Here is a 24,327-nt window from a genome sequence, read left to right as displayed (position 1 = left end):
TCATTTTTTGTTAGCCAAATCAAACCTGCAATCAAAGTTTTCATTTTTGATGACCGCTATTCAGTCTTTTTATCGACTCGCTCAAAGAGTTGTTATTCAGTAAAAAGCAAAAAATCCCAGCGCTTATGCAACTGGGATCTTTAAAAATGAATAATTTAACGATTAGACGGCTTATCTATTCCGAAGTGTAAATACGCCCTATCGGTCGCGATTCGACCTCTTGGCGTTCTTTGTAGGTAACCTTGTTGAATCAAGTAAGGTTCTAACACATCTTCAATGGTGTCTCTCTCTTCACCAATCGCGGCAGCCATGTTGTCGATACCTACCGGACCACCACCAAACTTCTCCATAATCGCCAGCAGAAGCTTTCTATCCATGTAGTCGAAACCTTTAGCATCGACATCCAACATGTTTAGCGCTTTGTCAGCAACCTCTGGACAAATATGCCCATCGCCTTTTACCTCCGCATAATCACGAACACGGCGCAGTAGACGGTTAGCAATACGTGGCGTACCACGAGCTCGGCGAGCAACTTCTAGCGCACCTTCGGACTCCATAGAAAGACCAAGGCAATCTGCACTGCGTTGAACGATGTTTTGTAGGTCTTCAACCTTGTAGTACTCAAGACGCTGAGTAATACCAAAACGGTCACGTAACGGCGATGTCAGTGAGCCAGCACGAGTCGTTGCGCCTATCAACGTAAAAGGTGGAAGATCGATCTTGATAGAGCGTGCCGCAGGGCCTTCACCAATCATGATATCTAATTGGTAATCTTCCATTGCTGGATACAACACCTCTTCAACCACAGGGCTAAGGCGGTGGATCTCATCAATGAATAGGACATCATTTTCTTCAAGGTTAGTCAGCAGCGCCGCTAGGTCGCCGGCTTTTTCCAGTACAGGGCCTGAAGTGGTGCGAATGTTTACATCCATTTCATTAGCAACAATGTTCGCCAACGTGGTTTTCCCCAAGCCTGGAGGACCAAATATCAACAAATGATCGAGGGCCTCATTACGCAATTGCGCCGCTTTGATGAAAATTTCCATTTGGCCACGAACATGATCCTGACCTTGATAGTCAGCAAGTGCTTTAGGGCGTATTGCACGATCAATGACATCTTCATCTTTGAATACTGGGTTGTCCGGTGCAATAAGGCGATCGGCTTCAATCATAAATTCTGCTATTCCTAACTATGCGCTTGTTGACTCTGCGCTTCTTGACTCTGTGTAAAGGCAAAGTGAATGAGCCTGTTTTGTAGAACAAGTATATGAGGTATTAAACCATCGATTTCAGTGCTTCGCGAATTAACTGCTCGCTGGTCATGCCATCTTTAGCCACTTGAGAAACCACCTTAGAAGCTTGAGTCGGCTTGTAACCTAATGCAAGTAACGCACTTACCGCTTCTTCTTCAGCGTCGTGAACGGTTGGCATAGAATCAATTGGTGCTGCATCCGTCGCTGGAGTAAATAGGTCACCCGCGCCCCACCCTTTCAGGCGGTCTTTCATTTCAACAACCAGACGTTCTGCGGTTTTCTTACCGACACCCGGCAGTTTCACTAGCGTAGAAATATCTTCACGTTCAACACTCTGAACAAACTGACTCGCCGTCATACCTGAAAGAATACCAAGACCAAGTTTAGGACCAACACCATTTGCTTTGATAACTTCACGGAACAGCGCACGCTCTTTAACTGTATTGAAGCCGTAAAGCAGTTGTGCATCTTCACGAACAACAAAGTGAGTGTAGATAATTGCCTCTTCGCCCACATTTGGTAATTCATAAAAACAGCTCATTGGCATTTGAACTTCATAGCCAACGCCACTCACTTCGATTAGTAATTCTGGTGGCTGTTTTTCTATTAATGTACCGCGTAGACGTCCGATCACAATTCACTCTCTTGATGGAATATAATTTGAGGGACAGAATATAAAAGAACTGGATGCTTATCCAGTTCTTTGTGTTTATTCGGGTGATTTATTTACGCTTGTTTGGCTTGTGAAACCACGTTATTTAAGCTTTCGACCAGCTCTTTGACAGAGGTAACATGCCCTGTGAGTTCAGAACCATAATTGGCGACTAAGCCGGACACGGATTTGGTTTCCGCAACGCTCTGTGCCACTTCTGAACTCGCGAGATCGAGCTCTTTCAAAGAATTCATCTGCATCGCCATAATGTTGGTGAGCTGATTGACGTCAGTCGAGATAGTTTGAACTTCTGAGATGATGCCGTTCATCTCATTCGCCGTGGTTTCAATTATCGCTCGACCATGTTCCACTTCGTCTTTACTACGGTCCAACAAGGTTCGAATTTCTATCGCAGAATGACTGCTTTTCGCCGATAACTCTCTTACTTGGTCGGCGACTACTGCAAAGCCTCTTCCCTGCTCACCTGCGCGAGCCGCTTCTATTGCTGCGTTTAATGCCAACAAATTAGTTTGTTCCGCTACTGAAGTAATCAAGTCAGCGACTTTCATGATCTCTTGATTACTTTGAATGATCTGAGTGATAGCACTGGTTGAGGCTTCTAATGACTCAGAGCTCTTTTGCGCTTTCTCTCCGACCGCTTCACTACGCTCTTTCAACTCACCCACAAATGAGTTTGATTCTTCGATACCTTGAGTCATTTGGTGCAATTGTTGGCTCATCTGTTCGGCCGCACTGGCCTGAGATTCGCAATTGATGTTCAGCACCTCAACTTGCGAATGTAAATCTCGCGACTGTTGGTCTAGATGCACAGATACGCCCTGTAAGCTTTCCGAATTCGAATTAGCTTGGTCAAGCACCACCGAGAGTCGCCCTTCACTCTGTGTCGCTTGATTAGCAATCTGTTGGCTTTCTGAAATCGCTTCTTCCGCCATTTCAATCGCCACCTCTTTTTGCTTAGCGGTAAACGCTTGAGCAATGCAAATCACCACCAGCGGCATGATCACACCAGACCACGTCTCAACCACTACCGCTTCCGGAGTAAGTACTAACTGCGGAAATTCAAAGCCATCAAGATGAACTGAAGTCATCACCAATGAAGCGCCAATCACTAACCCACTCCATACAAGGGCGACAATCCGAGTTCCTGACAGGAAAAAAGCAACCACTAACAACGGCACCCAATAAGCCTGAGTAGACTCAACCACGCCACCGCTTTGGTAAATGATATTCAGGGCGTGCACCGCCATACCGACAAAGCCAAAGTTCAATGCCAAGCTAGGCTTTCGGGTAATGCGTAATAGCAATGCAGAGACTAATTCAAAGGCGATAAGAAATATGGAAGTGGCAACCAGCAATTGCTCTTCATGCTTGGTCCACTTGATGAGGCTGTAGACACCCACAAAGAGTGCGATAAAAGTGAAGAGTAATAAGATATCGGCTTGTCTGACTTCGTTGCTATTCCATCCATTACTTTTAGGTAGAAACAGCGCGCGCCACAGCTTGATTGGGTTCATCAGTGATCATCCTTGATTAACTTGTAAGACCTCTGACCAATGTTAATAACATGTTAAATGATACGCAATGTTATTATCTGGGTTCTGTTCGAAAGATCTCATTTCATCAAGGATTTAGGTGCGTATTGTTTTGATATGAGCCAAACGAGGCGTCAGGCTCATGTAATGCAAGCTTTTAGAAAGCAGAGGGATGGGATTAACGGTAACGCCCTTTTCTCGCGCCTGTCGCTTTACCTGCCAGCGCAACCAAGGTTTTATTGGTGTTGGCGTGAGTGATCGCTACGCCTAGAGCATCGGCGGCATCGGCCTGTGGTTTAGCGGGTAGCTTGAGCATGCTCATCACCATGTTCTGAACCATCGACTTATCTGCACCACCATTACCTGTCACTGCTTGTTTGATTAGACGAGCCGCATATTCATGAACGGGGAGATCTGCATTTACCGCAGCCACTATCGCACTGCCACGCGCTTGTCCCAGCTTAAGTGCAGAATCCGCATTCTTCGCCATGAAGACCTGTTCAATAGCAAACACATCCGGCTGAAACTGAGTGATGATTTCGCTCACACCGGCGTAGATTTGTTTGAGGCGGCCCGGCAGTTCTTTTTCAGAGGTGCGAATACAACCGCTACCTAAGTAATATAGATGGCGACCATTTTGACGAATCACACCATAGCCGGTAATACGCGAACCAGGGTCAATCCCTAAGATAATAGACATAACTTCAATACTGATTATTTATACATGCTTTATGAGCTTAGTATATCGAACGCAAAAAAAAATGCCCGTCAAATTAACGGGCATTTTCTAATTTACTGGCTAGTCTGGCTAATTAATTAAGAGCTCTCTATCAACTAGGATCTCTTCATCAGCAAGAAAAGATAACAGGCTTACGCTTGCTCTTTTTTCTCTGCCAATTTAACTGCGATTGCTAGCTCTTCCAGTGATGCTGGGTTCGCTAGGCTTGGCGCGTCTGTTAGTAGACATGCTGCAGCTGTTGTTTTCGGGAATGCGATAACGTCACGGATGTTCTCAGTACCACAAAGTAGCATTGCTAGACGGTCAAGACCGAATGCTAGACCTGCGTGTGGTGGCGTACCGTACTTAAGCGCTTCAAGTAGGAAGCCGAACTTCTCTTGTTGCTCTTGTGCTTCGATACCTAGGATACCGAATACCGCTGTTTGCATTTCTGCGTTGTGAATACGTACAGAACCGCCGCCTACTTCGTAGCCGTTGATTACCATGTCGTATGCATCAGAATTTGCTGCTGCTGGGTTCGCTTTAAGCTCTTCCGCGTTCACACCTAGTGGTGATGTGAATGGGTGGTGCATTGCGTGTAGGTTACCTTCACCGTCTTCTTCGAACATTGGGAAGTCAACAACCCACAGTGGAGCCCATGCAGATGTGTCTGTTAGCTCTAGATCAGTACCTAGTTTAAGACGAAGTGCGCCCATTGCTTCAGCAACGATGCCCGCTTTGTCTGCGCCGAACAGAATGATATCGCCAGATTCAGCTTGAGTGCGATCTAGAATACCGTTGATTACGTCTTCGTTTAGGAATTTAGCAACTGGAGATTGAATACCTTCCATGCCTGCAGCACGGTCGTTAACCTTCATCCAAGCTAGGCCTTTCGCGCCGTAGATGTTTACGTGTTCAGCATAACCGTCGATTTGCTTACGAGTTAGCTTAGCACCACCTGGAACACGGATAACCGCTACGCGACCTTTTTCGTCGTTAGCTGGGCCAGAGAATACTTTGAACTCAACGTCTTTAACCAAGTCAGCAACGTCAACTAGCTCTAGTGGGTTACGTAGATCTGGCTTATCAGAACCGAAACGACGAATCGCTTCAGAGAAAGGCATTACTGGGAATTGACCCAGTTCAACATCTAGAAGTTCTTTCCACATATCGTGAACAAGCTTCTCAGTCACGTTACGTACTTCTTGAGAAGTCATGAAAGATGTTTCGATATCGATTTGAGTAAATTCAGGCTGACGGTCAGCACGTAAATCTTCATCACGGAAACATTTAACGATTTGGTAGTAACGGTCAAAACCAGACATCATCAGCAGTTGCTTGAACAACTGAGGAGATTGAGGAAGTGCGTAGAAGCTACCTTTGTGAACACGGCTTGGTACTAGGTAGTCACGAGCACCTTCTGGTGTCGCTTTCGTTAGTACTGGCGTTTCGATGTCTAGGAATAGGTTCTCATCTAGGAAACGACGAACGAAGCTAGAAGCACGTGCACGAAGCTTGATACGGTCGCTCATTTCTGGACGACGAAGATCGATGTAACGGTACTTAAGACGCTGCTCTTCAGAGTTCGTTTGGTTGAAGTCTAGTGGAAGCGCTTCTGAACGGTTGATGATCTCTAGACCAGTCGCGTAAAGTTCTACTTCACCAGTAGCCATGTCTTTATTTACTTGGCTGTCCGGACGAACACGTACTTCACCAGTAAACTTGATACAGAATTCATTACGCAGTTGGTTAGCGATCGGGAAGATATCTTTCATATCTGGATCGACAACAACCTGAACGATGCCTTCACGATCACGCATATCAATAAAGATAAGACCGCCTAAATCACGGCGACGGTTTACCCAGCCGCACAATTCTACAGTTTGTCCCGCCAGGGACTTGTTCAGGTTACCACAGTAATGGGTACGCATAATGAATTTCCCAATCTCTTAATAATTTACTAATTTCCAAGCTGTCAGTGGTCATTCCACACAACAGAGCAAAGGATCATTTATACGCGGAAACTCGCTTAAAATCGACCTTCCACATTCGAATTTATTGTGTTTTATCTGGCTTTGCTGCTTTTTGGCCCATCAAGTGCGCAAAGATTCATCAAAACCGAAAAAATTGCGATAATTATATCTCGAAAGTACCTTAATCAGCAAAACTCTCGTAAAGTAGATTTTCATTTCAACCCAAAAACTTTTTGTAATGACTGATGGCGTGATGGATAACGGTGTAATAGATGGATGATCGTGTAATAGCAACAAAAACTTTACCTCTAAGGCTTGGATTAACCATGTGGTCTCACTCTGAGTGGCAAAGTCAGTTCTATGGCAAGGGAACTAAGCCTGCTGAACGCTTAGAAAAGTACACGCAAGTTTTTCATACCGTTGAGGGCAACACGACCTTTTACGCTACGCCAAGTATGTCTACCGTTCATAATTGGAAAGCCGCCAGTCACGATGATTTCAAGTTCACTTTCAAATTGCCCAAATTCATCACCCACCAGCAGCAACTCAGGCACTGCCAAGCAGAGCTCAAAGAGTTCTTGATGACTATGTCTCCACTGCATGGCCGCATTGGTCAATGGACAATTCAACTGCCACATAGCTTTGAGCCCAGCATGCTGCCTGCCCTACAAAAGTTTTGCACCTTGTTCCCAAAAGATATGAAGCTTGGCGTCGAAGTTCGACACTTGGGTTTCTTTGATAAGAGCGATGCGGAAAAACGCTTCAACCAATGGCTGGTTGAGGAAGGCATCAATCGCATAATTATGGACAGCCGCCCCGTTTTCTCCGCGCCACCCACCACAGAAGCGGTGATCGATGCGCATCAGAAAAAACCGCGTGTTCCTGTTCATGCAATTGCGACCGCCAATAACCCAATGATTCGATTTATTGGTCACCCAGACCAAGAACCTAATATTGAGTTTTTTAAGCCTTGGTTTGCCAAAATCCCAAACTGGCTTAATGACGGCAAACAACCCTATTTAATGATCCACACCCCAGACAACAACCACGCACCTGAACTTGCGATTGCTATCTATAAACGACTACAAAAGCAAGTGTCTGAAAATACATCATTATTACTGCCCGATCTGGCTCAGTTTCCGGCTCAAAAAGGCAATCATCAAATCTCGATGTTTTAACCCATCATCTATGAGTAACTTCGAACCTTGAGCTAAATCTCAGTTTTCGTGACAGTAGCGCTTTTTTTACGTAAAATACGTCCCCTTTTATTTGGTACGAATTTTGTGCCAATTACGCTGACTGTCGAGAGAAAATGCTATGAGCAACACAGACAATATCTTTTCCGCTCCTATTGATAAAATTGGAGACTTCACCTTTGATGCAAGGGTTGCTGAAGTATTTCCGGATATGATTCAACGTTCGGTGCCTGGCTATAGCAATATCATCTCTGCAATCGGCATGCTGGCTGAGCGCTTTGTAAAGCCACATTCAAATATTTACGACCTTGGCTGCTCGCTTGGTGCTGCGACACTTTCTATGCGTCGTCACATTCAGCAAGAAGGCTGCACGATTTTCGCGATCGATAATTCAGAAGCCATGGTTGAGCGCTGCAAATTGCACGTTAATGCTTACCGCAGTGACACGCCGGTAGAAGTGATTGAAGCAGACATCCGTGAAGTGGAAATCATAGACGCTTCTGTTGTGGTACTTAACTTTACGCTGCAATTTCTTTCTCCGGACGATCGATACGCTCTGCTTGAGAAAATTCATGCTGGCTTGCGCCCAGGCGGGATCTTAATCCTGTCAGAAAAATACGTATTCGAAGATGAAAGCTCAAATGAACTGCTTATCGACCTGCACCATGATTTCAAGCGTGCTAATGGATACAGCGAGCTAGAAGTAAGCCAGAAGCGCAGCGCAATTGAAAACGTGATGCGCCCAGATTCGATCCCTGTTCACAGAGAGCGATTTGATAAGATTGGCTTCTCAAGCAGCGAAGTCTGGTTCCAATGTTTCAACTTTGGTTCAATGTTCGCGATAAAGTAAACATTTGCAATTACGTAACAGTCGCGACACCGTTAGCACGTACTAAAATGCCATCCTCAAGAGCGAGGAACGAGCGAGTTGGGGAGCTCTAATCAAACACGATAAACGAGATTCCCTAGCATGTTTGTCCACACTCTTAATCGAGTGACAAATTTAATTTCTACACCACCAACTCAGTGAAAACCTATGTTTAATTTTGCCAATTTTTATCAACTTATTGCCCAAGATACTCGCCTTCAGCCGTGGCTAAATGTACTGCCACAGCAACTGACCGATTGGCAAAATGCAGAGCACGGTGACTTTGACCGCTGGTTACGTGCACTAAATAAGATTCCACAGGGTGTGCCAGACCAAGTTGACCTGAAAAACTCAGTGACGATTGGTAGCTCAACACCGTTTCACACGGGCGAGCTTAAAAAGTTAGAAAGCCTACTAAAGACTTTCCACCCATGGAGAAAAGGCCCTTACACGGTTCACGATATTCATATCGATACTGAGTGGCGCAGTGACTGGAAATGGGATCGTGTGCTTCCACATATCTCTCCATTGAAAAACCGCTCGGTTCTCGATGTAGGTTGTGGCAATGGTTACCACATGTGGCGCATGCTGGGTGAAGGTGCCCGCTTAACGGTTGGTATCGATCCTTCTCACCTGTTCTTGGTTCAATTTGAAGCAATTCGTAAGTTGATGGGCGATGACCAACGAGCTCACCTATTACCTCTAGGTATTGAGCAGCTGCCAAAGCTAGAAGCTTACGACACTGTATTCAGCATGGGGGTGCTTTACCACCGCCGTTCGCCACTGGACCATTTGATTCAACTAAAAGACCAATTGGTATCAGGCGGTGAACTCGTTCTTGAAACCTTGGTTATCGAAGGCGACGAAAATGCGGTACTGGTTCCGGTTGACCGTTACGCGCAAATGAGAAACGTCTACTTCTTCCCTTCAGCTCGCGCACTGAAACGCTGGCTAGAACAAGTTGGTTTTGAAGACGTACGAATCGTTGACGAAAATGTCACGACAATTGGTGAACAACGCACCACAGAATGGATGACACACAACTCTCTTCCAGATTACCTCGATCCGAACGATCCAAGTAAAACGGTTGAAGGTCACCCTGCACCGAGACGTGCGATTCTGGTAGCAACAAAACCATAGATTTACTGCCCACAAAGCAGTGGCATATTGAGTAAATAAAACACAAGCCTATTAAGGCAGCAAAACAATTACTTGCATGGTCAAAAAGTCACCGTTAATTTCGCGGTGAACTTTGCTTCCTGAGCTCACGAATTGAACAAAAATTGACTTATGTTTAATAAGTGAGCTATTTCAAATAGCAATAATTGGCGTAGCGCTCACATTGCGATTCAATATGACCAGACTCTTACAATAGGATGCTTCACGCATCCTTTTTTGTGGGCTAAACTTCTAAATAGTCTGAACTATTCTCTAATTCTCAAAGGTTTTTTTATGTTTAAGCGATTATCGCCTATTGTGGCGGTTGGTTTGCTCTCTGGTTGTACCCTTACGAACGGTGCTACCTACCACCAAGAAACTCTCGACGCTATTGCCCGCTCAGAGACAAACATCGCAAATAAGGTTCAAAATCTTGAACTGCAACTAAGCAATCAAAGTGACTATATTGAAAGCTTAGAAGACGAAATCACTACCCTTTCTAATCAATTAGATACCCATCTAACGAACATGGAACACAAGGTTATCGAAGAGCTAGAGGAAGAAGAACCTGTCGCTGTTGCCGTTGCTCCTATCGCTCCTACATCACAACCGACTATCCTTGGCGGCATAGAAAAAGTGTCTATCGACTCGATCTCCCAAAGTTTTGATGCTCGTGTTGATACTGGCGCAACCACCTCTTCTTTAAACGCTGTCGATATCAAAGAATTCGAACGTAACGGCAAGAACTGGGTTAAATTTCACCTAGACGACAAAGCCCAAGCTGAAGAAGACCAGAAATGGATTGAAGCGCCTGTTGTACGTTATGTAAAAATCCGTCAATCAACCAATGATCAAACAGAACGTCGAGCTGTGATCGAATTATGGGTGAAAGTTGGAAAAATCCATGAAAAAGCGCAATTTACATTGGCGGATCGCTCTCAAATGAGTCACCCTGTATTACTAGGGCGCGAATTTATCAAAGACATAGCGCTAGTAGATGTAAGTAAAAAGTACGTACAAACGGAAGTTAAATAACAATAGTAGGGTAAGCTATGACGTCAAGAATTCCATTTTATATCTCTATATTCCTGCTTATCGTGGCAGGTATAACACTGAGTATGTTCAGACATACGACCTACGGTGTACCTTGGACTCCAGGGGAAACCAGACAGGTTTGGGACGTTGAAGCTCGCATCGAGTTCAACGCAGTAGGCAAAGAAGCAAAAGTTTCCTTAGCAGCTCCTCATACTCAGTCTAACTACACACTTATCGGCGAATCGGCTTCATCGCCAGGTTACGGTATCTCTTACTTGAATACCGAATCAGGTCGCCGCGCAGAGTGGTCTATTCGATACGCAGATGGCCCTCAAACCATCTACTACAAAACACAATTCCTAGTCGACAACCAAGCAAAAGTTGATGCTATCGCACCAGAAGGTGAAGTCTCGCAACCAAGCTTCGACGGCCCTGAAGAAGCGGCTTCTCTTGCATTGATTGATAGAGCGACAAAACGTTCTGCAGACAATATCACTTTTACCCGTGAGCTCATCAAAACACTTAATGACCCAGACAGCCAAAACTCAGCGCTGATTCTGAACAACATGACCAAAGTGGAAGCGACACACAAGCTACTTTCAGCGGCGAAAATACACAACAAAGTGGTTGGTGTTATCGAGCTAGAAGATGGTCGTCGTCGTCAGTCGATTCAAAACATGATTCAGATCTGGGATAATGACGAGTGGGTTCTATTCTCTCCTGAATCAAGCGAACAACAAGTTCAACCAAACCTACTCATCTGGGACGAATCAAACGTTTCTCTACTGGATGTTGTTGGCGGTCAGAACAGTAAAGTTCACTTCTCTATGATTGCTCAAGAGGTTTCACCAACGGAAGCAACCAATAGCAAAGTCTCTGCTGATCAACTATTAAACCTTTCCATTCACAGCCTACCGCTAGAAGAGCAAGCGATGTTTAAAACCATCATGCTGATTCCTATCGGTGCTCTGATTGTTGTGTTCTTACGTGTCATCATCGGTCTGAAAACGTCTGGTACGTTCATGCCAGTACTGATTGCGGTAGCCTTTGTACAAACACAACTGGTAACGGGTATTGTTGGCTTCCTACTTATTGTAGGTACGGGTCTGATTATTCGAAGTTACTTGTCCAAACTCAACTTGCTACTGGTAGCCAGGATATCCGCCGTAATCATCACGGTAATCATGATTATCTCTGTGTTTACTGTGGTCGCGTTTAAAGTGGGTCTGACTGAAGGTCTATCTATTACGTTCTTCCCAATGATTATCCTATCTTGGACAATCGAACGTATGTCTATCCTATGGGAAGAAGAAGGCGCGAAAGAAGTGATGCTACAAGGTGGTGGTTCTCTATTCACTGCGGTTCTTGTTTACTTAGGCATGACTAACCCGTTCATTCAGCACTTAACGTTTAACTTTATTGGTTTACAACTTGTTATTCTAGCGACCATCTTGCTACTAGGTAACTACACAGGATACCGTCTAACCGAGCTTCGTCGCTTTAAACCGCTAGCGGAGGACTAAGTTATGTTTGATCAGTTTACTTCACCGTTTAGGTTGAAAGACAAAGGCATAATGGGAATGAACAAGCGTAACCATAGTTATATTGGTCGCTACAATGATCGTTCCAAGTATCCACTCGTTGATGACAAGCTTAAGACGAAGATCATTGCTGAACAGGCTGGTGCTACTGTACCAAAACTGATTGGCGTGATTGGTCATCAAGCTGAAGTAAAAACAATCCACAAGATGGTAAAAGAGTGGCCGGGTTTCGTAATCAAGCCAGCTCAAGGCAGTGGTGGTAAAGGTATCCTTGTTGTGACTTCTCACAAGGACGGCGTCTACACCAAGCCATCAGGTTCGACTATCAATGAAGAAGACGTAGAGCGTCACATCAGTAACGCTCTCGCGGGTCTTTTCTCACTCGGTGGTAAGAACGATGTCGCTGTAGTTGAAAACCTCATCAAGTTTGACGAGTGTTTTGACGGCTTCAGTTACGAGGGTGTGCCAGATGTACGAATCATTGTATTCAAGGGCTACCCTGTAATGGCGATGATGCGTCTATCGACTTCAGCTTCTGATGGTAAAGCTAACTTACACCAAGGTGCTGTGGGCGTAGGTATTTGTATCGCTACGGGTAAAGCTGTTCGTGCGGTTCAATTTGACCACCCAGTGACTCACCACCCAGATACGGGTAAAGAGTTGGCGCTACTACAAGTGCCGCATTGGGAAAAGCTGCTGACACTTGCATCAAGTGCTTGGGAAATGACAGGCCTTGGCTACATGGGTACGGACATGGTTTTAGACCAAGAAGAAGGCCCAATGGTACTGGAGCTAAACGCTCGTCCTGGATTAGCAATACAGATTGCAAACGGCGCAGGTTTATTACCTCGCTTGCATCATATTGAAAACCTGGGTACTCCCGCTGAATATCCAAAACCAGCAGAGCGCGTTGCCTACGCTGCTAAACAATTTGGTGTTCACGGCAGCGAAATTGTTCCAAACTAAGCTCATCTAAATTAAAAGCGAAACGACTCAGTAAGTAATTCATACTGAATCTAGCTCGATAAAAAGGCCGCATAACTCTGAGAGTTACGCGGCTTTTTAATGCCTGCCGACTTCACCTAGCTAATATGATTAAGCCTCTGTTACTTCACTCTGAGGCTCACGAATAGGATCAATACGCACAGCCGCCACCTTAAACTCAGGGATCTTCGCGTGTGGATCAGTCGCTGTGGTAGTCAAGCGGTTAACCGGCGATTCAACAAAATGGAATGGAATAAACACCACACCCTTTTGCATTCGTTTAGTCACAAAGGCCGCGATTTCGATTTCACCACGACGTGTTGAGACCTTGAGCATCTGACCATTCGAGATACCTAACGCTTCAGCATCATGAACACTCACCATGGCACGCGGCCCTGCTAAATTATCCAGTCCTTTAGTTTTACGTGTCATGGTTCCGGTGTGGAACTGCTCTAGAATACGGCCTGTCGTTAATACTAACGGGTATTCCGCATCCGGTAGCTCAGCAGCATATCTAAACGGAATCGCCTCCATTTGACCACGCCCACGTGTAAATTGGGTCTGGTGCATGATGCGTGTGCCATCAGGGTTGTTCTTATTACTTGGCCATTGCACGCCGTTCACCGTAATGTTCTCCCAACGTAAACCACCATACTGTGGCGTGACCCGTGCTATCTCATTGGTGATATCAGCAACCGAGCCATATTCCCAATTACCTCCCATCGCATTAGCCAACATTTGGATAATCACCCAATCTTCTTTCGCTTCACCTGGAGGCAATACCGCCGGGTTAATACGCTGAACACGACGCTCGGTATTAGTAAAGTGACCAGACTTCTCAGCAAACGAGCAAGACGGCAGCACCACATCGGCATACTGCGCGGTTTCGGTTAAGAAAATATCTTGAACCACTAGGAAATCTAACGCTTCAAGACCTTCAATCACATGCGCTTGGTTCGGGTCACTGAGCACTGGGTTCTCGCCCATTACGTACAGACCACGAACATCTCGATGACACGCCCCATCAATAATTTCGGTCAACGTTAAGCCTGTTTCAGCCGGTAAGTCAGAAACGCCCCACTCCATCGCGAATTTTTGACGAACCATTGGGTTATACACTTTCTGATAACCCGGGAGGTTGTTTGGCAATGCACCCATGTCACACGCGCCCTGTACATTGGATTGACCACGTAATGGGTTGATACCGCCGCCTTCAATTCCGATGTTGCCACACAAGAGCTGTAGGTTAGCGATAGAGCGAACATTATCGTGACCAGTAGTGTGTTGCGTAATTCCCATCGAGTAGTACACCGCTGTTCGTTCTGCAGTACCAATCAATCGTGCCATCGCAAAAATATCTTCCGCTTTAACGCCAGTTACCAGCTCCACTTTGTCTAGTGAATAACTTGGTGACATTACCTCTTGAAGCAAGGTATCAAAGCCATCCACACGATCTTCGATATACTCTTGGTCATACCAACCGTGTTTGATGATCTGCTGCATCACACCATTGATCAGCATTACATCGGTACCCGGTCGGTGCGCTAAATAAAGTTCAGCATGGTCAGCAATATCAATTCGTTTTGGATCGGCAACGATTAATCTTGCTCCGCCGTGTCGTACCGCCTGCTTGATGTGCGAACCAATAATTGGGTGTGCTGACGTGGTGTCGGAGCCAATAATAAAGATCACATCAGAGTGCTTGATGCTTGGAATATCATTGGTCATCGCCCCGCTACCTAGCGAAGCCTCTAAACCAGTAACAGTAGATGCGTGACAAAGGCGCGCACAGTGATCGACGTTATTGGTACCGAGTTCACGACGTATGAATTTTTGGAAGGCATAGTTATCTTCATTGGTGGTTTTCGCCGACGAGAACCCCGCTAAAGCGTTACTGCCAAAGCCTTGCTTAATCGCAGTAAACTTCTCGGCAATAAGCTTAACTGCCTCATCCCAACTTGCAGGTTGCAACCAGCCATCTTTACGAATTAATGGTGTGGTTAAACGCGCATCGCTGCCCACAAAATCGAAGCCAAATCGTCCCTTAACACACAACATGCCTTCATTAACCGGAGAGTCTCCGCCTTCGATATAGCGGATTTTGTTTTTCTGCTCATCGATATGCATGGTTAGCTTGCAGCCGACACCGCAATAGGTGCAGATGGTATCGACTTTCTTGAGTACGTCTATGTCTCCCTGCTTTCTGTCGCGAGCATCCACCATTGCACCGGTTGGACACGCCTGAATACACGATCCACATTGAACGCAGTTTGAGTCGCCCATTAAGGTCTTATCTGCCCCAAAGTTAGGACGACATTCGGGTCTTGATGCAGGTTTGCCATCCGATTGATTCATGAAGCTTAGAACGCCATGAACATTCTGTTCTCGACATGCTTGAATACACTGGCCACAACTAATACAGCGGTTGGCGTCAAAGATAATGAACTCAGAACTGTCATCGACCGAAAATTTTTGCCTTGTTAACCCGACCTTCGCTTCTTCAGCACGAATCGCCTGCCAACTCTCATTCGAAGCCACATCGATTTTGTACTCTGGATGCGTTTGCGTTGCTTTGTATTCGGTCGAGTAGTCTCGTAGGTCGCAATCGGTATTGGCTTGGCAGCCACACTCTAGACATCTTGCAGCTTCCGCTATTGCATCAGCATTATCAAACCCTGTTTCTACTTCATCGAAGCTTTGTTCACGCTGCTCGGGCGTTAGTTCTGGCATGATCTTACGAGCCATGCGTTGTATCGACTGGTATTGCTCAGGATCCACCGCTTTGAGCTGTTTGTGCTTTCTTGAGTTAAACGGTTTGGCTGGAATATTGTCCATATCACCATGGAAGAAGCGATCGATCGCTTGTGCAGCAATACGCCCATCCCCCACCGCTTCGACTGCGGTTGCAGGACCGCGTCGGAAATCACCAATACTGAAAATATTTCCGGTTCCGGTATGCATAGTTTGTGGATCAGCATCTGCGGTATTCCAACGAGTAAGAGGAATATCAATCGCTTCATTGTCCATAAAGCTCAGATCAGGCTTTTGCGACACGGCAGCAATAACCGTATCAAACGCTTCAACAAAGAACTCGCCAGTTGGTTTAGGGCTGCGGCGGCCTGAAGCATCAGCAGGACCCAAAGCCATTCGTTCTAATCGTATTTCTGATACATGACCATTTTCATCGGCTATGTTTTCTGCAGGGTTGGTTAAGAAGTGGAACTTCACACCCTCATGTTCAGCTTCTTCGATTTCGTAATCTTCTGCTGGCATCTCATCTCGAGTACGACGATAAATCAGCGTAGTATCCGCGCCATCACGAACTGCGGTTCGAGCACAGTCAATCGCTGTATTACCGCCACCGATCACGGCAACCTTTTTACCAGTGACGTACTGCTGATCGGTCACGTAATCTTTCAGATAATCGACACCCAAATAACAACCTCCGAGTTCGCTACCCGGGTAATTCATCTCGACCGCTTGCGATGCACCAACGGCTAAACAAACTGCATCAAAATCGTTACTTAAATCAGACAGTGTAAAATCAACACCGAGTTTTTTACCGCACTCAACCACCATTCCGTTGCGACACATCAACTCGATTTCTTTATCTAGAATCGACTTAGGCAAGCGATATTCCGGGATACCGTAACGCAACCAACCACCCGCTTGCGGCATCGACTCATAGACACTGACATCATAGCCTTCGTTAGATAGGTAATAACCCGCCGTAAGCCCACCGGGGCCACTACCGACAATTGCAATACTCTTGCCTTTATTCGGTTTCTTAGCTGGCATGTAGCTCTCTTGAGCCGCTAAATCCGCGTCGGCAGCGTGTCGTTTGAGTTGGCGAATCGCGATGGATTCATCAACCAAGTTACGACGACATTCGGTTTCACAGAAAGCAGGACACACACGACCAATTGAAAGCGGCATTGGTAATGTCTTTTTGATCACTTCAATCGCTTTGATGTGATCATTTTGAGCAATATGGTGCAGGTAAGATTGGATGTCGACCCCAGCAGGACAGGCTGTTTGGCATGGCGCCTCACAGTCAGCGTAGTGATCGGTCATAATGCGATTCAACGCTTCTTGTCGATGGTTCGTTAACTGTTTTGACTGAGTGGTAATATTCAGCCCATTAGACACTTCAAGCTCACAAGAGCGAGTAACACCAACGCCATCAACTTCAACGACACACAAATCACACGGCACTTTATCCGCTGTTTTATTCAAACCACATAAAGATGGGATCTCCAAACCACATGTTTTTGCCGCTTCAAGAACGGTTTGTCCTTGCTCGACGATTCGATATTTCCCATCAATAACGATTTGAATCATACCTAAGTCCTACCTTTACCTTTCGCACACGCGAGTTATCAATAATTAAAATTCAAGTAATACAATATTATTAATATTATTAAATCTATGTCATTACCATACATTATTTGTGGTTTTGTGCGTGTGACCTCAAACAAGTTCCATTGATAATAACCATAAGGTATGAGTGGTCTTATCAGTATCGAAGAGAGGATTAAGCGGGAGAGGTTCTGCTGTAGAAGTAAGAAATAAGGAATTAGATTCAAGGTACAAAAAAGCCCCTATTGATTAGGGGCTTTGAACAAATATCATTGAGTCGCTTTCGAGCTTATAGCTAAGCTATCAAGGTTATAGCTCAGCTATCAAAGCTATTGTTCAGCTATCAAGCTTATTGCTCAGCTTCTTCAATAAGCTCTTGAACTGGAGATGCCGGTTTGTTTTGAGCAAAACCGCGTAGGCCAACAACATGTACGTGTTCGTGATCTTTAAAGACCTTACGAACCAGTTTGTAAGTTGTGCCTTTCTCTGGACTGATGTTCTCTGGTGCTGCAATCAGAAGTTGCATACCTAAACGGTCACACAGTTCGAACAAGGTAGAGATAGATTTTGCATCCAGACGGGCTGCTTCATCAAGGAACAACAAACGACATGGAACAATGTCTTTGCTACGAAGTCGACGAGACTCTTCTTCCCAGCTTTGAACAACCATCAGCAGGATAGACTGACCAGTACCGATCGCTTCACCCGTAGACAGTGCGCCCGATTCCGCTTGTAACCAACCGTCTGAACCACGGTTAACTTCAACACTTAGCTCTAGGTAGTTACGGTAATCAAGTAGCTCTTCACCCAGGACTTGCGGAGAACGTTGACCCATATCGATATGTGGGTTCACACGTTGGAACAACTTCGCCATCGCTTCTGAGAAAGTAAAGCGCGTTGATTCAAACAAGTCTTTGTGTTGCTCTTGCTGAGTCGCTAGGCCTGATAGCAAGATCTCGTGACTTTCACGAATCTTAACGTTCAGACGTACGCCCTTAACCTGACCAAAGTAGATATTAGACAGACCTTGGTTCAGCATACGAATACGGTTCTGCTCGCGCTGAATCGTTTTCTTGATGATGCTTGCTACCGATTCAGAGCTGATCGCTAAGCGGTTTTCACGCTGCGTCAATTCTTCTGTTAGTCGAGCTAGCTCAACTTCCATCTCTTCGATTGCTTCAACCGGATCATCCGTATGAATGATGTCTTGGCGAATACGCTCACGAAGGTGTTGGTAAACCGCAATGTAGAACAGAACCTTACGCTCTGGATGTGCGTTGTCTTCCGATAGACGCAGCGAGTCACGTAGGTCGTCATTGTCAGCCACAGCCAGACGTAGCGCACCCAGTGATTTATCCGACATAGAGCGAAGCTCGCCCGCCGTTAGGTAAGCCAGTTCACGCTTGTGCAGACGACGTTCAACATCATTTTCACGAGCTAAGCGAAGTACTGAACACCAGCCTGCTTTTGCTGCAACAACGAAAGTACGAAGCTCGGTGTACTCTTTTTGAACTTTCTTAAGACGCTTAGCTAGGGCTTTCATCTCAAGTTCAGTTGACGTAATCGTTCGCTCGTATTCGCTCTTACGGCTGCGAGATGTGTGCAGACGTTCTTGAAGCTCGTCACGACGACGTACAGCACGCTCTTCAGCGCCTTCGTCAGCGTTTACGCCGAACTCTTGTAGCTCTTGTTTGAACTCTTGAACCGTTTCTTGCTTCGCTTGATGTGAGCTCTTCAGTGCCGCCAATACTTGGTTGTATTGGTTCATCTGTTCGCGAGCTTGCTTCAAACCATCGCGGCCTTTGGTTCTTGCTTGTTCAGCTTGAACCAGTTTCGCTTTTAATTGCTCGCTCAGTTCACTGCTCTTGTTAAGCAAATCAACAGAATCCGCGTAAGCAAAATAGTGACGACGTTCAATCAGATCAGACAGCGCGAACACTTTGCCTTTTAGCGTTTGTAGCGCGTTATCTGCTTGACGATATTCAGCTTCCAAAGCTTCGAACTGCTCTGGGTCAGCGTCTAGTGCAGATACGATTTTCTCTAGAGAAGTAAGCGATTTGCCGTGCGCATTCAAGTAAGACTTAGCTTCACTTAAACGCTCTAGTTGCGCTTCTAATTCAGCTAAGCGCTCAACCAATGTTTCGTCTTCTAAAATACGAACCATTGGTGCTAATTTATCTAGCGCACCAAGTGCCTGCTTGCTTTGTAGAAGCTGACTGCGTTGCTGCTGCTCTTTAGAGTTAAGCTCAGCCAGAGAACGAACAACTTGATTACGCTTATCACGAATCACAGCAAGTGCTTGTTCTGGATCTGCGTTAAACGCAACGTGCAGGTGCTTCGCAACAAAGCTGTTAAATGCTTGGTATAGGCGATTCAGTTTTTGAGAGTCAAACGCGGCTTTCGCGTGGTTCTCAACCACAACGTCACGCTCTTCGCGCAATTTCTCTAGGCGTTGTTCACGAGCCGCACGGCCAAACAGTGGGATCTCAGGGAAACGTGAGTAACGCATTTGGCGATCGTTCAGCTGAACACACACTGCGCCTTCAAGCTCATCGGCATTGAACGAACTGTCATCAAACGCGTCGACATCGCCTTCTAGGATGTAAAGGTCTTCTGGACAATCATCAAGATCCACCAGCTTCTCTTTAATACCATCAAGATCAGAAACCACAATTGCGTGACGAGCTGGGCCGTACATCGCACTGAAGTACGGCGCATCACCAATCGTGATGTCATCGTAGATCTCAGAAAGCAGTACGCCACCAAGCGTATCCGCTAGGCCTTTCAGGCGAGGATCGTTAGAACCACCAGGAGAAGCTAAACGCTCAATCTCTTGCTCAAGTTCAGTTCGGCGCGTTGCCAACTGATCTTTTGCTACCGCTTGAGATTTCTCATCTTCAAGCACTTGCTGCATTTGAGTCATCACCGCTTGGCTATCTTCTAGCTCAGCTTCGGTTTGATCTCTTAGTGCTTCAAGTGCATCGTTTGCCGTGATCCACGCAGGAGCAATGGACTCAAGTTTTTGAATCTCTTGGTCATGGTTTTGTTGCACACGACGCTGCTCACTCTTCGCTTCACGCAGCTCTTCTTGAGCGTACTCAAGAGACTCGATCTGCATCGCGTGACGTTCACGTTCTTCATCGAAAACCGCTTCGTCAGTCAGTGAGATGTTGTGTTGCTTTTGGTATTCAGTCGCTAGCTCTTTTGCTTGACGCTGCTGAGCTACATCACGAGCCATATCGCGGTGCTGAGCACGCCACTGCTGTTCATTTTCAACAACGTGTTTTGCGTTACGGCCTTTTTCTAAAGCTTGCTTAGCGCTGCTAGACGCTTCTTTACGCTCAACGTCACCAACGATGCTCTTAACCAAAGACAGCGCTTTGTCGAACTGTGCAGAAGCAGCAGAAGACATGTCTAGTTTGTGCTTGGTCGACAGTAGCGTTTGAGTGCTTGATTCTTCTTGTGCTTTTAGCTCAGAAACCAATGTTAACGCGCTTTCTGCCGTAATAGATTCATCACCAAGCAACTGCTTAGTTTTCTCTAATGCTTGAACCGCTTGCTGGTATTGAAGCGCACGAGTTTGCTGAACATCCAACGCTTGTTGGTAGTCAGCAAGCTGAGTTTTCAGGCTATCTACTTCTTCTTCAGTGATGGTTGCCTGCTCTTCAACAAGAAGTACTCGCTCTTGAGCTTCTTCAACCACCATCATCTGCTCTTCTAGGCGCTCATTCAGCTCTTCTAAATCTTCGCTGTAGCGAGCAATTTTCTCTTGCTGACGAAGTGCAGTTTGAACTAATTGAAGATGATCCGAAGCCGCTTGGTAATCTTGCTCTAGTGCTGATTCTTGATCGACAAGTAACTCTAGTTCTTCTTGAACGCGGTTCAACAAGTTGTTTTGATCAAGCAAGGTTTCGCGAGAGCCGAACAGTTCACCACGGAACTTCATGGTTTGATCTAACTTGTTACGACGATCGTTTGCATGGCGCATGTAGTCCGCAGCCACGTAGTTCGTAGATTCAGTGATCAAGTGCTTGAATAGGTCACGATCCGACTGAGTCGTCTTGATCGCTTCTAGCGTCATGCGGTTTTCGCGTAGTGCTGATTCCATATCTTGGAATGCTTTCTTCACGCCACCATTTTGCGGTAGAAGGTAATCACGCAGAGAACGCGTAATCGCACTAGAAATACCACCGTAAAGTGACGCTTCAATTAGGCGGTAGAACTTAGAACGGTCGCTGCTGTTACGCAGTTTCTTCGGTACCACACCGTATTCAAACATCTGTGAGTGGTAATCAACAATCGAAGAGAAAGCTTTAAAATGCGCGCCTTCGTATTGTGCAACCGCCGCTTTAACATCGTTCAGCTGACATACGCGAGCGTGGCTGTCTGAAACGTTCTGAATCAACACATCCGTTGGTTTCACATGGCTTGGAAGGCCTTGGATAACGAACGGTTTAATGTCGACTTTCTTATCACGACCCGCGACTTGCTGCAGTTTTACTGCAAACAATAGGCGTTGGTTACGAGAGTTCACAACATCTAGCGCGGCATAACATGCGCCTGGCTGAAGCTTACCGTAAAGGCCTTTATCACGTGACGACTGCGAGCTACCCGCTTCCGTTGTGTTACGGAAATGCAGAAGGCTTTGGTCAGGGATCAGTGCTGTGATGAATGCTGCCATTGTGGTCGACTTACCCGCACCGTTACCGCCAGAAAGCGTTGTAACCAATCCATCAATATCAAAAGTACGCGCAAAGAAGCCGTTCCAGTTGACCATGGTTAATGATTGATACTTACCTCTTTCAATCATGCTTCACCTTCTACTTTTGTTTGTTCGCCATCGTTTGACTCAAGGTCAAAGTCAGCTTGATCGTTAAAAATGTCTTGTTGACCGTTTTCATCTACGTCTAGTTCTAGTTCTGATGCAGCTTCCGCTTGTTCTTCATTCAACAAACTGCCTTGGTTAGGTTCTTGGGTATGAACCACAGCTTCACCATCACGGATAAGACGTAATTGCGCTTCTTTCATATCGTCGCCAACACGAACGTCAGCGCCAAAGCGGAATACCGCTTCGCTGATACGGAACTTGCCGGTTTCACCAATCGCAATCAGCATGCCGATACGGCGTAAACGACGCAAAGAAGTACGTACTTTTTCAAACAGCTTTTCTTTATCTAAATCAGAACCAGACGCACGGTTGGTTGCTAGCTTCATGAGTTTTTTCTCATCCGCTAACGACATCAATTCATCAAACAGTTCTTGATTGGTGAAGATACCTTCATGAGCAAGACGTTCTGGGCTTAGGTATAAGAAACACAACACCTTGCCAACCAACATGTCGAGCTCAGACAACACACTACGACCAATCAGAGACGTAGAGCGCGGACGCAAGTAAAAGAAACCTTCCGGCGCTTTTACCAGTTCCGTATTGTAGCGTTGATAGAAATGCTGAAGCTCAACTTCAAAATCAGATAGCAATGCGTGGTTATCTAGATCTTCTGTTGAAACATGCTTACCTGAACGCAGCATGCTATCTAGCGCAGGGAACAGTGGGTTCGCTATCGCTTTTACCAGTTTCTCTGGCATGTAATCATCAGTACTTGTTAATGACATTTGCTTGTACCTTTGCACCGAAATCGTTGATTGCCTGCCAATCTGGCTGAATAGCCTGATAGTCAGACTCTGAGTAACCTAAGCGCACGGCTTGGTCGACAACAATTCTGGCTAAATCAAAATGGTGTGTGCGAGGGTGTGCAGCGAGGTAATCGCGTAACACAAGGCCAAGATCAATTGGCGCGCCTTGCTGTTTGTGAGCTTTTAACATCTCTGCAATTCGATCTGAAAGCAGGTCATTCACTTGCTCAAATTCTTCGTACTCTACGTCGATTGGTGCTTGTCCCATCACTTCGTCATCACGAAGCACAAGCGCTTCATCACGAAGATCCGTCAGCTTCTCAGCATCGGCGTAGGTCAATAACCAAGGCGCATCAAAGTAGTCGGTGACTGACTGACGCAAGCGCTGGCTAAAGGCACGGTTTTTATCCATATCAATCGCGGTACGGATGAACTTGTGAACATGGCGGTCGTAGCCGATCCATAAATCGATGGCTTGTTGGCCCCAACTGGTGATTCGGTCTAGCTTCATCTGCAAGCCGAACAGGGTTTCGCCAACGAACTCGAGTTCATCATCACCGTAAACAATTTCTTGAATATCGAGGATCTGTGTTTGCAGTTCATCACCCGCTGCTTGCAAGGTGTCTTGCAATTCTTTTAGCGTGGACGAGGTTTCTGAAAGCAAGGTTTCACAGTTGTTAATTGCCTCTCGCCAATCCTTGTTTAAAAGGTCGGCAATTTGCTGTTTAACGGTTTGCTGCTGCTCATCCATAACACGTTGGTTAAGATCAATCTGATCGAAAATTTCACCAACAGAATACTTGAGCACGCCGTAAACATTCTTTCTCCAATGCCCTGGCGTTCCACCTTTTTGTGCTGCTTCAATGGCTTTTGCCATCTCGTCCGCAACCATAGAAAGCTGGATAGACAGTTTCAACTTAGAGAACTGACGGTGGCGTAAGTAATAATCTGAAATACCAATCGCCAGTGGTGATAAGCGATAAATACTCGCACCATCAGTGATTTCGCTGGTAAAGCGGCTAATCAACTTCTGTTTAACTAACTCGTTGATGGCATTGTTGGCACGAAACGCGGACGCTTCGCCAGTATCTTCAAACAGTCGAGTGACGATGGTAAATGCATCGTGCAGTTCACCCTCGCCCAACTCTTCATCGAACCTTTCATTGCTTAGTACTGCGATAGCAATCAAAAATGCTAAGCGCTCTGGTGGCAAGTTTAATGAAAAATCATGCTGCTTGACCCAGCCCACCAACTCATCAATTGGCTGCTCTTCGGCAGTTTGAGTCATTTCACTCATTGTGGTTCCTGTTACTGTTCTTCGTCATATCGAATGTATTAGATATGACGCCTATTTCTTTATGACGCGGGCTTCTTACGATTGCATAGCGCATGTTGTGGCTTCT

Annotated in this window: 15 protein-coding genes; 6 read left to right on the top strand and 9 right to left on the bottom strand. The window is 45.9% G+C overall.

Features of this window, described 5'->3' with window-relative positions; all coding sequences use genetic code 11:
• Nucleotides 1–155: 155 nt before the first annotated feature.
• The 5 genes from ruvB to aspS all read right to left on the bottom strand — a co-directional run bounded on the left by ruvB (nucleotide 156) and on the right by aspS (nucleotide 6,107).
• Nucleotides 156–1,172: a Holliday junction branch migration DNA helicase RuvB gene (gene ruvB / locus AB6E85_RS14490; RefSeq protein ID WP_017062078.1), complete on the bottom strand. Its 1,017-nt coding sequence runs from the start codon at nucleotides 1,170–1,172 to the stop codon at nucleotides 156–158.
• Nucleotides 1,173–1,275: 103 nt separating this feature from the next.
• Entirely contained in the window at nucleotides 1,276–1,887 is a 612-nt protein-coding gene (gene ruvA / locus AB6E85_RS14485; protein WP_017062079.1) for a Holliday junction branch migration protein RuvA, read from the bottom strand.
• 92 nt (nucleotides 1,888–1,979) lie between these two features.
• Nucleotides 1,980–3,440, bottom strand: a complete 1,461-nt coding sequence (locus AB6E85_RS14480; RefSeq protein WP_372143102.1) for a methyl-accepting chemotaxis protein — start codon at nucleotides 3,438–3,440, stop codon at nucleotides 1,980–1,982.
• Between the two features lie 196 nt (nucleotides 3,441–3,636).
• On the bottom strand, nucleotides 3,637–4,158 hold the full coding sequence (gene ruvC, locus AB6E85_RS14475; RefSeq protein ID WP_004736470.1) for a crossover junction endodeoxyribonuclease RuvC: 522 nt from the start codon (nucleotides 4,156–4,158) through the stop codon (nucleotides 3,637–3,639).
• Between the two features lie 170 nt (nucleotides 4,159–4,328).
• Nucleotides 4,329–6,107 carry an aspartate--tRNA ligase gene (gene aspS, locus AB6E85_RS14470; protein WP_372143101.1) on the bottom strand — a complete coding sequence of 593 codons (1,779 nt, stop codon included), beginning with the start codon at nucleotides 6,105–6,107 and terminating at the stop codon, nucleotides 4,329–4,331.
• Between the two features lie 314 nt (nucleotides 6,108–6,421).
• Here aspS and AB6E85_RS14465 point away from each other — a divergent pair, with 314 nt between their 5' ends.
• The 6 genes from AB6E85_RS14465 to AB6E85_RS14440 all read left to right on the top strand — a co-directional run bounded on the left by AB6E85_RS14465 (nucleotide 6,422) and on the right by AB6E85_RS14440 (nucleotide 12,913).
• Nucleotides 6,422–7,327, top strand: a complete 906-nt coding sequence (locus AB6E85_RS14465; protein WP_372143100.1) for a DUF72 domain-containing protein — start codon at nucleotides 6,422–6,424, stop codon at nucleotides 7,325–7,327.
• A gap of 139 nt (nucleotides 7,328–7,466) precedes the next feature.
• Entirely contained in the window at nucleotides 7,467–8,195 is a 729-nt protein-coding gene (gene cmoA / locus AB6E85_RS14460; protein ID WP_048616287.1) for a carboxy-S-adenosyl-L-methionine synthase CmoA, read from the top strand.
• A gap of 186 nt (nucleotides 8,196–8,381) precedes the next feature.
• Complete coding sequence (gene cmoB / locus AB6E85_RS14455) at nucleotides 8,382–9,353, top strand: tRNA 5-methoxyuridine(34)/uridine 5-oxyacetic acid(34) synthase CmoB (RefSeq protein WP_009846365.1); 972 nt, start codon at nucleotides 8,382–8,384, stop codon at nucleotides 9,351–9,353.
• 312 nt (nucleotides 9,354–9,665) lie between these two features.
• Nucleotides 9,666–10,406: an ATP-dependent zinc protease gene (locus AB6E85_RS14450; RefSeq protein WP_372143099.1), complete on the top strand. Its 741-nt coding sequence runs from the start codon at nucleotides 9,666–9,668 to the stop codon at nucleotides 10,404–10,406.
• A gap of 17 nt (nucleotides 10,407–10,423) precedes the next feature.
• Nucleotides 10,424–11,929, top strand: coding sequence for an inactive transglutaminase family protein (locus tag AB6E85_RS14445; RefSeq protein ID WP_029235905.1), 1,506 nt, complete (start codon nucleotides 10,424–10,426; stop codon nucleotides 11,927–11,929).
• Nucleotides 11,930–11,932: 3 nt separating this feature from the next.
• Nucleotides 11,933–12,913 carry an alpha-L-glutamate ligase-like protein gene (locus AB6E85_RS14440; RefSeq protein WP_029235462.1) on the top strand — a complete coding sequence of 327 codons (981 nt, stop codon included), beginning with the start codon at nucleotides 11,933–11,935 and terminating at the stop codon, nucleotides 12,911–12,913.
• A 129-nt stretch (nucleotides 12,914–13,042) separates the two neighbouring features.
• Here the strand turns inward: AB6E85_RS14440 and fdhF are convergent, their stop codons facing one another.
• The 4 genes from fdhF to mukF form a co-directional block, all read right to left on the bottom strand.
• Complete coding sequence (gene fdhF / locus AB6E85_RS14435) at nucleotides 13,043–17,272, bottom strand: formate dehydrogenase subunit alpha (RefSeq protein ID WP_372143098.1); 4,230 nt, start codon at nucleotides 17,270–17,272, stop codon at nucleotides 13,043–13,045.
• A 367-nt stretch (nucleotides 17,273–17,639) separates the two neighbouring features.
• Entirely contained in the window at nucleotides 17,640–22,100 is a 4,461-nt protein-coding gene (mukB, locus tag AB6E85_RS14430) for a chromosome partition protein MukB (protein ID WP_372143097.1), read from the bottom strand.
• Nucleotides 22,097–22,903 (bottom strand): chromosome partition protein MukE, encoded by an 807-nt coding sequence (gene mukE / locus AB6E85_RS14425; RefSeq protein WP_050648547.1) that lies wholly within the window; start codon nucleotides 22,901–22,903, stop codon nucleotides 22,097–22,099. Before mukE ends, mukB begins: the two co-directional genes overlap by 4 nt.
• Nucleotides 22,884–24,221, bottom strand: coding sequence for a chromosome partition protein MukF (gene mukF / locus AB6E85_RS14420; protein ID WP_017055049.1), 1,338 nt, complete (start codon nucleotides 24,219–24,221; stop codon nucleotides 22,884–22,886). The genes mukE and mukF overlap by 20 nt, the downstream gene beginning before the upstream one ends.
• Nucleotides 24,222–24,327: the final 106 nt, after the last annotated feature.

This window comes from Vibrio sp. 10N.247.311.51 (assembly GCF_041467855.1).
In the GTDB taxonomy this organism is placed as follows: Bacteria; Pseudomonadota; Gammaproteobacteria; order Enterobacterales; family Vibrionaceae; genus Vibrio; species Vibrio coralliirubri.
Note: the sequence above shows the minus strand (reverse complement) of the source record. Positions and strands in the feature narration are given on the sequence as shown.

Bases quoted from the DNA above. Each gene is read 5' to 3' on its own strand.
- mukE (WP_050648547.1), bottom strand. From the start codon at position 22,903: ATGTCATTAACAAGTACTGATGATTACATGCCAGAGAAACTGGTAAAA.
- mukF (WP_017055049.1), bottom strand. From the start codon at position 24,221: ATGAGTGAAATGACTCAAACTGCCGAAGAGCAGCCAATTGATGAGTTG.
- ruvC (WP_004736470.1), bottom strand. From the start codon at position 4,158: ATGTCTATTATCTTAGGGATTGACCCTGGTTCGCGTATTACCGGCTAT.
- ruvB (WP_017062078.1), bottom strand. From the start codon at position 1,172: ATGATTGAAGCCGATCGCCTTATTGCACCGGACAACCCAGTATTCAAA.
- AB6E85_RS14440 (WP_029235462.1), top strand. From the start codon at position 11,933: ATGTTTGATCAGTTTACTTCACCGTTTAGGTTGAAAGACAAAGGCATA.
- fdhF (WP_372143098.1), bottom strand. From the start codon at position 17,272: ATGATTCAAATCGTTATTGATGGGAAATATCGAATCGTCGAGCAAGGA.
- cmoB (WP_009846365.1), top strand. From the start codon at position 8,382: ATGTTTAATTTTGCCAATTTTTATCAACTTATTGCCCAAGATACTCGC.
- aspS (WP_372143101.1), bottom strand. From the start codon at position 6,107: ATGCGTACCCATTACTGTGGTAACCTGAACAAGTCCCTGGCGGGACAA.
- cmoA (WP_048616287.1), top strand. From the start codon at position 7,467: ATGAGCAACACAGACAATATCTTTTCCGCTCCTATTGATAAAATTGGA.
- mukB (WP_372143097.1), bottom strand. From the start codon at position 22,100: ATGATTGAAAGAGGTAAGTATCAATCATTAACCATGGTCAACTGGAAC.
- AB6E85_RS14465 (WP_372143100.1), top strand. From the start codon at position 6,422: ATGGATGATCGTGTAATAGCAACAAAAACTTTACCTCTAAGGCTTGGA.
- AB6E85_RS14450 (WP_372143099.1), top strand. From the start codon at position 9,666: ATGTTTAAGCGATTATCGCCTATTGTGGCGGTTGGTTTGCTCTCTGGT.
- AB6E85_RS14445 (WP_029235905.1), top strand. From the start codon at position 10,424: ATGACGTCAAGAATTCCATTTTATATCTCTATATTCCTGCTTATCGTG.
- AB6E85_RS14480 (WP_372143102.1), bottom strand. From the start codon at position 3,440: ATGAACCCAATCAAGCTGTGGCGCGCGCTGTTTCTACCTAAAAGTAAT.